This is a genomic window from Legionella maceachernii, from assembly GCF_900167045.1.
Classification (GTDB): domain Bacteria; phylum Pseudomonadota; class Gammaproteobacteria; order Legionellales; family Legionellaceae; genus Tatlockia; species Tatlockia maceachernii.
This window is the reverse complement of record NZ_FUXJ01000006.1, coordinates 1-11,809: the sequence shown is the minus strand read 5'-3', so window position 1 is coordinate 11,809 and position 11,809 is coordinate 1. Positions and strand designations below refer to the sequence as shown.

Below are 11,809 nucleotides of genomic sequence, written 5' to 3'. Positions count from 1 at the left end.
AAATCGTAGGAAAGCATTCTGACTCTATCACTAGTTTAGCATTCCTTTAAACGCGGTGGATGCCTTCTGATATCTCTAACAATGAACTGCCATTTTAACTATTGCGAAAAGTTGTCTCCGCTTAGATACTATCGAAATTAGTATTTAATCTCCCTAAAAGCTGTTTTAGCATGTGTTTTTCCTCTTCTTTGAAACCTTTTAAAGCGAACTCGTTTAACTCGTGGGCGCATTGTTCGATAATTTTTCTACAGTTTCGACCTTTTTCTGTCAAGCGAATTTGAATAGCCCGTCTATCGGTGGTGCTCGGAGTTCTTATAATCAGGCCATCACGCTCCATCCTATCAAGTGTCCTGACTGCTGTGGGTTGCTCAATGCCGATCTGTTTATGCATTTCAGATTGAGTTAAACCCTCTTGTTGATAAAGTGCTATTAAGAAATAAGTATAAGCATCAGTAAGGCCATATGGCTTTAGTAATTCGTTGGCTTTCTTAATTAATAGCCGACTTGCCTTTTTGATCAGCGTTGAGGGATACATTTTTTCCTTTTAATCTTACATAGCTTGCTATATATTAACAAGCTATGTAAGATTAGTCCAGTTTCATTAGAAGAGGTTTACCATGATTAAACAACCGATTTTCCAAGTCGATGCGTTTACTTCCACCTTATACGACGGCAACCCTGCTGCTGTTTGTCCGTTAGAATATTGGCTAGATGATACCGTAATGCAGCTTATTGCAAGGGAAAATAATCTCTCTGAAACCGCTTTTATAGTCCCCAATGATGAGCATTATGAAATACGTTGGTTTACTCCTAATACAGAAGTTGATTTATGCGGACATGCTACCTTGGCTAGCGCTTTTGTTCTATTCGAGCTGTTAAAGCATCAAGGAAAAGAAATCCGTTTTCATAGCAAAAGTGGGGTCTTAACAGTAAAAAAAGAAGGGGCGCTATTGCAGATGGATTTCCCCGCATTACCTTTTACACGGATAGAACCCAATTCTGATCTGATAGAAGCGATAAGGGTAGTCCCAGATGAAGTCTATCAAAGTAAATTTGACTTATTGTGTATTTTTAACGACGCGATGCGGGTGAAACAGGCAAAACCTGATTTAAATGCTTTGGCAAATAGGTCATGTCGAGGCATTATTTTCTCTGCCCCCGGAACTGAAACGGATATTTATTCAAGATGTTTTTACCCTGGTTGTGATGTTCCTGAAGATCCCGTAACTGGCTCTGCACATTGTGTTATAGCTCCTTATTGGTGTGCACGCCTCGATAAGGAAAAAATCCATGCGCGGCAAGGAGGGAATCGCCAAGGAGAACTTTGGTGCGAGGTCAAGCAAGATCGAGTAATCTTATCGGGATACAGTCAATTGTATTTACAAGGTGAAATTTGGGTTCATTCACCCAAGAAGGAGTTTGCTCATGACGCTTAAATTATTATCGGTTTCGGAAGTGAAACAAAGTATCACCATGACTGAGGCCATCGACGCCATGGAAAGGGCATTTATTCAATTAACAAAACAAGAGGCTGTATTGCCTTTACGAACAGGCATTCCTGTAGGAAAAAAGGGATTGACCTTGACCATGCCTGCTTATTTAGCGGAAGAAAAAACTTTAGGATTAAAAGTGGTGTCCGTGTTTCCTGATAATGTCCGACACAATAAACCTTCCATTAATGGCACTATTTTGCTCCTTGATGCTACGACAGGCGAACCTCTTGTTCTAATGGACGCAGGGTATCTAACTGCATTGCGAACGGGCGCTATTTCTGGCTTGGCCACAAAATATTTTTCGCAGGATAAGCCCTCAACTGTAGCTATAATAGGTGCAGGAGTGCAAGCCATCACTCAACTTGAGGCGGTTGCTGCGGTACGCCAAGTGGAACAGGTATTGGTCTGGTCGCGTCATCCAGAAAGTGCACGAAAATTTGCTAAGGACATGGAACCGTTTTATGACGTGCAGGTGTGTGAACAACTCTCTTCAGCGCTAAAAAGGGCGGATATTATTTGTACTGCAACGGGAAGTACAGAACCTTTAGTTCATGTACACGATCTGCAATCCCACGCACACATCAACGCCATTGGCTCGCATAGCCCATCGATGCAAGAAATAAGCGGCGAGGTTCTGCAAAAAGCAATAGTGATTGTGGATCAACTCGAAGCAGCAATGAGTGAGGCTGGCGAAATTATTCGTGCTGTTGAGCAACAGAAGCTTAAAAGAGAATCCCTCATTGAACTTGGCCCCTGGCTATTAAAAAAAGCTCCGCATTTTCAAGAGCAACTTACGGTATTTAAATCGGTTGGTCTTGCTATTCAAGATTTAGGAGTTGCCCAAGTGGTTTATCAGAATGCATTAAAAATGAATTTGGGCTCGACGTTTAAGCTTAATTAAAGGCTATAAAAAAGTACAAACCTATTTAATCGCCAAAGTCTATTTAAGGGTGTTTTGCAAATTGTTGGGTAAAACATGTTAAATCACTTGAGTAAAGCCACCACCAAGGGGGGGCGAATGGATTAATTGAACAGTCATACCGCCCATCGATGTATCAATATTTCCTCCCTTGGACCGCTAAAACGGGTTTTTAACTTGTCAGGGTTTTCTGACGAACTGGCGACTTTATCTTATGCGATAAAAAACTTGACTATGACGTTGCGTCATAGCCTAACCTTGGAAACAAGGAGGAAAAAACGATGAAACAATGGTATGCAAAAGAGTTAAGCCAACTTACCCAAGTATCAGTGCGAACTTTGCATTATTACGACAGGATTGGATTGCTTAAACCAAGTATGCGGTTACCGAATGATTATCGTTTGTACTCTGAAACAGATTTACTAAAACTACAACAAATTATTGCACTGAAGTTTTTTGGTTTTGAACTTTCTCAAATCCAACTATTACTTGCCAAACAAGAGAATGTTGTTGAGAACTTCGCGATGCAATCTAAATTTTTGCAAGAAAAAGCGGAGGCTCTTCAAGAGGCCAGTATGATTTTAAAGCGCATAACGGACAGTTGTAGCCATTGTAAATCCCTTCCCTGGGAAAATATAATACAGTTAATTGAGGTATATCAAATGACGCAACAATTAGAACATGCTTGGGTTAAGGAAATATTCACGCCCGATGAATTGAAACAGTATGTGGAATTTGAAAAAGAAATGAAAACGACGCATCAAAAAGCTGCTTTTGAGAAAAGTTGGCAACAGTTGATGGAGGAATTAAAAGCTAACGCACATTACGACCCCGAATCAAAAAAGGGCATTGATTTTGGCAAGAAATACATGGATTGGGTGAATGGTATCTATGGTAAAAAATATGCTCATCTTCGAACAAAAAAATGGGAGCAGGGGTTTGGTGAAGGGAAAGGTCTTGATGAGATCGGTTTAACACCTGAACTCTTGGTATGGATTGAAAAAGCTGTGAATGCTTATTATAAAGCCAGAATTCACGAGGTTCTGGGTCAAGTTGGAACTATACCTTCTTCCGCGGTCTTGAAACTTTGGGATGAGGTAATTGATGATATGTATGGCGATGATAAGGCCACAAAAAAAGAACGCACAGGAAATATTATCGAAATGGCGCTAAAGGATGGGCATGTGAGTCAGATGGCAAAAGATTGGTTAAGAAGTCTTTCTAAGCTGTAAGATATCCCTCTATAAGCCCGGAGGGTCAAGCCTTGCTTTTTTGCTATTGAAATTAAGAAACAAAAAGCAGCTTGGCCCTCTGACCGAATTAGGGTAGCATTCGCGACAATTTACGGAGCGTTACTATTAAAGACTTAACCTTGATTACTTTCCGGCTGTATAAAAAAAAGATGCTGTTAAAATTTAAACATCATTTCAATTTCAACCCATAAAGTGAGTGTATGAAACAGATTGCATTAGAATGTACAGAGCTAAAAAAAGGGTACCAGATCGCAATTGATAAAGTTAATGCCCTACTGCCTGGTGCACCATCATGGGATATTAAAAAATATATATCTAGAGGTACTTGTCTTGGACAAGTATTAGCCCTGGGGCGGGCGTTTTTGTATGCAGAAAATCAAGAAAATCTAGAAGTTGAGTTTTTTAGCAACGCACTTGCTAACAACATTGATGAAATTTTGAAGTTCCATGCTGCAATAGGATGGGGCTGGGCTGATGTAAGGAACAAACCATCCGCAATTATCGATTTCTCTATGACTTTTCCTGCGAATGTTTTACGGACAGATACGCACATTGACGAAGTTAAAAAAAAGCAATATCGAATGACAGAAACTCACTCCCTTAATGTAAGGAATATCATTAATGAGGTTCGCTGTACTACTTTAAGTTTTCATCCAGATTCATTCGCATTAGAGGGCCATATTGTATTTTTATATAAAAAAGATAAAGAAACGATCGTTTTATACGATTCAGAGGTAAATACTTTTTTTGAAGGATCACCAGAGGAAATTGAAGCATTATTAAAAAATACATATGAAACACAGCTACCCTTTGCCGCAATTGCAACATTTGAAAAGGTTAATGCTTATAATGCTCTACGTTTCCAATTTGGAGAGCGCAATATCGAAAATCCTATCTTAGAAATTAAACATTCCAATTCTATGTAATAAATTCCTTAAGGCTCGCTACCTAAACACACGGTTGAAATGGCAAGGAAAGAAGCCAAAAGCCAGAATGAAACCTTGATTACGCTTTGCTTAAAGTACACTCGTTGAATCTGTTATAAATAAATTAAAGGATTGCTAGGATGGGAGCCCAATTGAAAACACTTATAATGACAACTACAAAATTAAGTGGGGAACAATGTTCTCTCCAGATGGGGCCGACCGACCATATACTGGCCAAAAGCGAGTAAGACAGACATGAATGTTTGCTTGAGGATAAAATGACTTAATGATATTATGATCATTTTTAGATCTATTTAGTTATTAATAAATCGGTTAGAGAGAGGTGCGATGCGATTATTTAGTTTAATGCTTGAAGAAGCGCAAAAATCAACAAATAACAGTGCTATTTTTGAGCATCTGTTTGCTCTAGAAGGTCCGTCTTCATCAGGCGAATCTACGGGTGGATTGGATCCTGAGTTAGACCCAGGTCTTAAGAAAATAAGAGCTGGGCAGTTGCCGCAAGAAGATCCGTCTTCATCAGACGAATCTATGGGTGGATTGGATCAACTCAAGATACAGATTATTCCCGAAAACTATAAAAAACCAGAAAAAGGTCCTGTTGCTGTACTAAATCTAAGTACTGGCAAAAAAACTTTTTTTTCACCTAAATGGTTTCCCCAATCTTCATTCGAAGGTCCTAAGTTTCAGGAAAATGAATTGCAGGAGTTTATGGATGAGCTTAAAGCACTGTCAGGAACACAGACTGAGGAACAACGTTTGGCCCATCTTTTATTTATTTATTTTAAAAAGCTCTACAATTGGAATATAGCTGAGCTCGACGTTCCAAAGCCCCATCACTCTGCTGAATTGGGCAAATAAATTAAGAGTTAGTGGGCAAGCAACGCGAAGGGCCTCCCAATTCTTGGCAGTAACCCCAACAAGGAGATCCCTCACTACGTTCGGGACGACAACACAACTGTCATCCTGAGCAACGCGAAGGACCTCCCGACTCTTGGCAGCCTGCGTAGCGTTGATGAAGCAAAGCGTAATCAAGGTTTCATTCTCCAATTTTCATTTATCAGGTCTCTGCGAATCTAATGATGGAAGAAGAATGTGACCACTCATGCTAATCGTCTACTAAGCCCTGTCTGATTGGATTGAAATGAATATAGCTTTGATTGCATGTTCCCAAATCGACGCTGACAAAGACGGTACGCATTGTGCCTCGTTTTGGTTAATGCAAATCCTGATTTATGAACCGATTTTGAGAATTGTGCTTTGCTTTTTTCAACCGTTGCGAGTAATTCCAATCCTTTTTGGGTAACTCTTGCTATTGCAAGGTTTAGGAGTTGCCCAAGTCGTTTATTAAAATGCATTAAAAATGAATTTTGGTTCGACGTTTAATCCTAATGAATGGATTAAATGAGATAACGTCGAATTCCACGGTTATTGGTCTCTATTCAGGAGGCCTTAATCCCTTTGCAGTTTATTGCATAGAATTTGATAATGGATTTGCGTAAAACCACCCCCAAGGATGCGTGAATTGATGAGATGAAGAGGGATGTCTTGGTTTAATTCGCCAAACAAACGTCTCCCTTTTCCTAATAAAATAGGGATTAAGGTAATGATTAACTCATCAAGGCATCCTGCATTTAAAAAGCGCTGAATAGTAATGCCGCCATCAATGTATAATTGTTTCATTCCTTGGGCTGCTAAGCGATTTTTTAACGCAGCAGGATCTTCAGATGAACATTCAACTTTATCTTTTAGGGCATCCGGTATATCGAGTTTTTGGCGAGTCAGTACTATTACAGGCAATGCATAAGGCCATGGCTTAAAAGTTTTAACCATGTCAAAGGAATGCCGGCCCATAATGATCGCATTAACTCCTCTAATAAAATCACGGTAACCACCATCTTCTCCTTCAGGAGCGAGTTCATTGGCTTTCATCAACCAATCAATTGTCCCGTCCTCTCGGGCAATAAATCCATCCACGCTTGTTGCAATAAAGACCGAGCATTTTATAGACATCACACTGTTTCTCCTGAAAACACTTCAAACCAAGTCTATTGAAAGATTTATCTTACGAGGATAAATTGAGGCCGAAATTGTAATCTATACCGCAAAGAATGGATAGGCTGGCCTGGTATCAATATTTGATCAAATGGTTACCCCTATTCGGGCGCGATAAATTAGCCTGCGGAGCCTTGATTACGCTTTGCTTTATCAAGGTTCCGCTAGCCATTAAACTTTTGAATCTTGCAAATTAAATTCATCATGACTAAGTGAACGAATGACCTTAGCAGGCACGCCCGCAACGAAACTGTTTGCAGGAACATCCTTCGTAACAACTGCGCCAGCTCCGACTACTGAATTTTCTCCTATAGTAACTCCACCTAGAATGGTTGCAGCTGTTGCAATCCAGACGTTCTTTTCAATTACGATTGGCTTTGCTTCAACATAAGCGCGTCGCTTGGTGGATTCCAGTGGATGAGCTGAGGTGATAATGTTTACGTTTGGACCGATCATGACAAGATTTGCAATATCAACACCACCCATATCATAAATAGTGCAACACTGATTAATAAATACTTTGTGCCCAACTCTTATCTCAAGACCACCTGATGTATAAAAAGGCGGGATAAGCTTAAAAGTTTCATCTACCTTTTGACCGATTAGCTCGCTGAATAGGGCCCTTATTTCTGCGGCATCATCGAAGGAAAGCTTGTTTAGTTTTGCCGTCAGCATCATGGCTCGCCTGACTTCATTGGCAGTAGCATCCCATTCAGGACTGTTAGTTTTCACTCGTTTGATTATAGTGGGTTTCTTTTCATTCATTTTTTACTCCGATGCCGCACCTCAATTTTGGCGACTGGTAACAGTTTGAAAGAAAATCAAAAAGATTGGAACAAAAGAGTTATTTCAAAATAATATGATAGTCGGGCTGTCCCGTGTCTTAAACCTACTACGGAATCAAAGCAGAGTGGTTCCAAATTGAGGGCAAGAAGTCTGCGTTGATGAAGCAAAGCGTAATCAAGGTTTCATTGCTGGTATATGATTTAGCAAAAGATATTAGTTAATCATTGATGTTTTTTCACCTTTTAAAAATGATTTAAAGATGAGCCGGAATTCATCTAATTAATGCAGTGGATTCATTGTGAGGAGCGTTATTGCTGTTCCCAATCTCATTCGATACTAGGTGAGCTATTAATGCAACCAAAGACTCTATATACTTAAATATTCCTATCGGGGTCGAAATTATTTTACATGCAGCTATGTAGGCAGTAGCTAAAACATTTCCTAGTAAATCAGGAGATACATCATTTGCTGGAACATGCTCTAAGACTAGGCCATAAAAAATTTTTTGATAGCGCGGACTAATATAATCTGAAAAAAGTTTATCTAATTCTGTGCTATCAAATTCATAAACGCCAATATTACAGTCGAAGTACTGATACCTGTCTTCGCCAATCTTTTTTATGGCAAGGGCATGACCAGCGAATGCACCTAGGTAGCTAATCACAAAGGCATCACCAATATTCGTCAACCCCTTTTTTATATCGTCTATTAAATCATTTTGATGCCAATAATCGATATAGAAATTTGCTAGCCTTCTTTGTTTACCCGTAGGAATGGCTTGTGACCATTGTTCTGCAGCGATCTCACTATTCAGGGGAATTTCATGGATTCTTTCTTGATGCGGTAAGTTTAGTTGTCCTCGTGCCCAGAAAGAGCTGTAACCATAACAACAACCCACTAATGCCTGAGATGATTGTCTTGTTCTAATAATCGGTCTTGGCATAAGAAGTCCTTGAAAGTGTTGATTTAGTATAACAATTGAACATTAAGGCATTATTAAGAACATTTAATCAAAATGACAAGGTCAACTCATCGAAAGATGCTCGTTAATTTTGTAGGCTGAAGAGGGGTGCATTCTTTCATGAGCGTACCCCAAAGTGCACCCAGAGAGGCAATGAGGAATTTGAATTTTCAACAGCGCTATTACGATGATGCGATGAAAGGATTTGGTGTCAGAGTCACCTCTGGTGGAACAAAAGCTTTTTTGTTGAGAAACTGATAAAAAATAAACTTTCTCGCATTACCTTAGGCCGTTACCCTGAACTCACGGTTGAAATGGCAAGGAAAGAAGCTCAAAAGTTGCTCGGACAAATTGCAACGGGAAAAGATCCTGTTGCTGAAAAGCGTGCTGAGAAAATGCGCCAAATTACCTTAAACGAGGTACAGCAATTACAGAATGATGTCTTTCGGGATTATCTCCTGCTGATATTACTTACTGGCTTGCGCCGTCAGGAAGCCGCTACTTTACGTTGGGATCAAGTTGATTTAAACGCAAAAAACCTTAACTGTACTTGATACCAAGAACCATGAGTCTCATACTCTTCCCCTTTCAAGCTATCTCTATGAGCTGCTATTATCGCGCAGCCGAAAAAAGATTAATGGGTATGTTTTTCCTAGCACCGGAGCCGCAGGCCATATTATTGAACCGCGTAAGCAAATGGCTAATGTAACCAAGCTCTCAGGCATTCATTTTACGGTTCATGATCCCAAGACGAACCTTTATTACCATTGCTGAGGGGCTGGATATCTAAGCTTATGCGTTAAAGCGTTTGATGAACCATAAAATGAACGGTGACATCACTGCGGGATATATCGTGACCGATGTTGAGCGGCTCAGAAAGCCAATGCAGCAGATTACCGATTATTTTTTGATGTGCATGGGGGTTCAATCATCCTCTCCAGTATTAGCAATCGAATTACAAGGGGCCTCTTATGAGTAAGCGCCTTGTTTTTGCTTTAGTTTTCATGAGTTCAATTTGGTGCACAGGTTGTGCACCAATTATCATAGCATTGGTCAATGATATTGATAATTTAGTTTACTTAGAAGACAAACCACATTTACACCTCTAAAATTTGCTTTAACCTATTAAGCTGCTCTTTCTTTTTATCATCAGTGATTTTACTAATATTCCTTAGCTTCCACTGAACTCCCGGAAGCGTCTCTATCCCTTCAATAGGCAGTAATGACCAATCAGGGGTTCCAGACTTCAATGTTAGTAAAAATTTCCTTTCATTATCTGTAAAAGAAGTCAGCAGTAAACTTGGTAAATTCGATCTGATATTGCTCAGCTCTTCGTGAGAAATGGGAGTATCGGTCATCCCTGAGAATTCATTTTTAAAAGTTTTTTCAAATTCCTGTTTTGATACTTCACTGATTTTAGGAGCAAGAAGTTCATGCATGGGTCTGGAACCGCTAGCAAGATATACAATAAATGCTTGTCTTATTTGTTCAGTTAAGCCTTGGTTGTCCAATAAAAGTTTTAAATCAAATAAATCTCGAGGATGATATCTATCTAATGCAGCACAGATTTTGCCACCATATAAATCAGCAATAGATAATGTATTGATACGCATGAACTTTAAAAATTGATCCTGCGCTTTTTCGCATAATTCCTGTTCTTCACAAGCAAAAACAGAGCCTCTAAGCACAAAATTAGGCTCAATTTTAATCATGGCATTTTTAGCAAAAACTTGCAGTTTTGCGAGAGTTCCATTTTTTGTGATTACTTCTTTAACCACTAAGCCCTGATTCTCAATGAACTGTTTCATTTTTATCATCTCGGCTTTAATATTTACAAGAAAAATATCTCTACTTTCAATCGGTAAATAAGTTAGATCTATATCAACGCTTAAACGCGGCATATCTCGGATGAATAAATTGATCGCAGTACCACCTTTTAAGGCAAAGCATTTAAAGTTGTTAACTACTGGTAATACCTCAAGCAACAACGCTACCTGATTTTTATAAACTTCTTCAAAACTCAATTTATGACCCCTTTATTTCAGGTAGAGATAGCTTATATTTAGAATAGTACTTGCCTCCATCACCTAGCTCTCGCTTGCCTTTTCCTAAATCAATTTTTGTTATGTCCAGGCTAGAAAGCCATGAATGATTAAATTGTTCACTTAAGTGTAAAAAAAGTCTTTTTACTTTGATTGAATTACAATTTTCTAATAGTGTCTGAACTAGCTTTGGTCTTAGTTGGCCTAAGTTTTCTATTAGATAGGCTATTTCATCGAATGATTGATGTTTAGGGTATAGGTAAAGTAATTCCATTGCTGCTCTTTCAGGACTTGATAACTTTAAATTTATTTCATTGATTGAGCGTTCTATAAACCCTATTTCATTATTAGCATCAATAAATAGCGAGGATTTATATAATTCAAATTTTGCATCCCATTGCGGTGCTAATAGCCATTTAGGTATCTTAGTGTTTGGAGGAGCAAATAACATCACTTCTTGCATTCCTTGCATGGGTATAAAATGTCCTAGTCCTAATAAATGTAATGCAGTTTTACCCCCTACATGAATAGGGATATCTAGCTGGCTTTGTAATGCATTTATAGCGCCCGCCCAAGTGATGGGAGTTCCGGCTTTTTTATATGCATTCGTACCTAGCTTTTCCAGTAATCCAGAGTGGACATACCACCATGCCAGCTTTGCTGATACTCCATGATTCTTAAGCCAAGCAGAAGTTAATACCACCCCTGAAGGGGCAGTAACCATAAAATAGTTTATTTTTGATTCATTATTTCTAGTCATACTAGAAATATTAGCAAAAATATAAACCAAAGTTTAGTTTTTCTGTAAAACTTCGAGGATTACTAGAACTTTTAGAATAAATATAAACTGAGAGATTGGACGGTTGCTCTTTCCTATTTGTGAAATAGCCCGCTAACATTCACTCTCTTGTCCATTGGGGAGTACAGCATTGCAAAGCTCACTAACAGAGTTTAGCTGCTCTTGAGATATTTTTGCTTTATACAGATTTGTCCCTGAGAAGTTTACACCCGTTAAATTTGCACCTGTAAAATCAGCAGATGTGAAATTATTATTGATTAAATGTGCATTCCTTAAGTCCGCATTAGCGAAGTTACTATAAGAAAAAGAGTTACGGTCGAAAGTTGTGTATGGAGATAATTGAAAAAAAGAAAAGGTGGTGTAGCCTCATTAACTGTTGAGGTTAATGGAAAAATCCAAAGAGGAGACACGGTAATCCCCCCATTTTTAAGTGATGCTAAAAGTAGAGGATTAAGCAACTAGTGCCAATTTTTGCTTTGGAGGAATCCCTCCGATAGCAGTATTAGGTCGTTCATTATTATACGTCCATAGCCATTGTGTCGCATGGTGTTGTACCT

At 38.9% G+C, this 11,809-nt stretch carries 12 protein-coding genes and 2 pseudogenes; 6 read left to right on the top strand and 8 right to left on the bottom strand.

Going from position 1 to position 11,809, the window contains the following annotated elements; all coding sequences use genetic code 11:
- Nucleotides 1–121 precede the first annotated feature (121 nt).
- Nucleotides 122–535, bottom strand: coding sequence for a MarR family winged helix-turn-helix transcriptional regulator (locus B5D33_RS05900; protein WP_058453583.1), 414 nt, complete (start codon nucleotides 533–535; stop codon nucleotides 122–124).
- A gap of 82 nt (nucleotides 536–617) precedes the next feature.
- On the opposite strand from B5D33_RS05900, the gene B5D33_RS05895 reads away from it, so the two are divergent.
- From B5D33_RS05895 to B5D33_RS05875, 5 genes are all read left to right on the top strand, one after another.
- Entirely contained in the window at nucleotides 618–1,436 is an 819-nt protein-coding gene (locus tag B5D33_RS05895) for a PhzF family phenazine biosynthesis protein (RefSeq protein ID WP_058453582.1), read from the top strand.
- Nucleotides 1,426–2,394: an ornithine cyclodeaminase family protein gene (locus B5D33_RS05890; RefSeq protein ID WP_058453581.1), complete on the top strand. Its 969-nt coding sequence runs from the start codon at nucleotides 1,426–1,428 to the stop codon at nucleotides 2,392–2,394. Before B5D33_RS05895 ends, B5D33_RS05890 begins: the two co-directional genes overlap by 11 nt.
- 299 nt (nucleotides 2,395–2,693) lie before the next feature.
- Nucleotides 2,694–3,644, top strand: a complete 951-nt coding sequence (locus B5D33_RS05885; protein WP_058453580.1) for a MerR family transcriptional regulator — start codon at nucleotides 2,694–2,696, stop codon at nucleotides 3,642–3,644.
- Nucleotides 3,645–3,865: 221 nt separating this feature from the next.
- Complete coding sequence (locus B5D33_RS05880) at nucleotides 3,866–4,591, top strand: hypothetical protein (protein WP_058453579.1); 726 nt, start codon at nucleotides 3,866–3,868, stop codon at nucleotides 4,589–4,591.
- Between the two features lie 348 nt (nucleotides 4,592–4,939).
- Complete coding sequence (locus B5D33_RS05875) at nucleotides 4,940–5,470, top strand: hypothetical protein (protein ID WP_078767357.1); 531 nt, start codon at nucleotides 4,940–4,942, stop codon at nucleotides 5,468–5,470.
- Nucleotides 5,471–6,061: 591 nt separating this feature from the next.
- Here B5D33_RS05875 and B5D33_RS05865 read toward each other — a convergent pair.
- From B5D33_RS05865 to B5D33_RS05855, 3 genes are all read right to left on the bottom strand, one after another.
- Nucleotides 6,062–6,622, bottom strand: a complete 561-nt coding sequence (locus B5D33_RS05865) for a dihydrofolate reductase family protein (protein ID WP_058453576.1) — start codon at nucleotides 6,620–6,622, stop codon at nucleotides 6,062–6,064.
- 213 nt (nucleotides 6,623–6,835) lie between these two features.
- A complete protein-coding gene (locus B5D33_RS05860) occupies nucleotides 6,836–7,429 on the bottom strand; it encodes a sugar O-acetyltransferase (protein WP_058453575.1) in 594 nt (197 codons plus the stop codon).
- Between the two features lie 292 nt (nucleotides 7,430–7,721).
- Complete coding sequence (locus tag B5D33_RS05855) at nucleotides 7,722–8,393, bottom strand: hypothetical protein (protein ID WP_058453574.1); 672 nt, start codon at nucleotides 8,391–8,393, stop codon at nucleotides 7,722–7,724.
- 138 nt (nucleotides 8,394–8,531) lie between these two features.
- Between B5D33_RS05855 and B5D33_RS05850 the strand changes: the two are divergent.
- A pseudogene (locus tag B5D33_RS05850) lies at nucleotides 8,532–9,390 on the top strand (integrase family protein).
- A gap of 118 nt (nucleotides 9,391–9,508) precedes the next feature.
- On the opposite strand, the gene B5D33_RS05845 reads toward B5D33_RS05850, so the two are convergent.
- From B5D33_RS05845 to B5D33_RS17120, 4 genes and pseudogenes are all read right to left on the bottom strand, one after another.
- Entirely contained in the window at nucleotides 9,509–10,435 is a 927-nt protein-coding gene (locus B5D33_RS05845; RefSeq protein ID WP_058453572.1) for a nucleotidyl transferase AbiEii/AbiGii toxin family protein, read from the bottom strand.
- Nucleotide 10,436: 1 nt separating this feature from the next.
- Entirely contained in the window at nucleotides 10,437–11,213 is a 777-nt protein-coding gene (locus tag B5D33_RS05840; protein ID WP_058453571.1) for a type IV toxin-antitoxin system AbiEi family antitoxin, read from the bottom strand.
- A gap of 132 nt (nucleotides 11,214–11,345) precedes the next feature.
- Nucleotides 11,346–11,546: pseudogene (locus tag B5D33_RS17045) on the bottom strand (pentapeptide repeat-containing protein); the annotation flags it as partial.
- Nucleotides 11,547–11,702: 156 nt separating this feature from the next.
- Nucleotides 11,703–11,809: integrase core domain-containing protein (locus B5D33_RS17120; RefSeq protein ID WP_139364746.1), on the bottom strand; the 107-nt coding region annotated here is incomplete at its 5' end.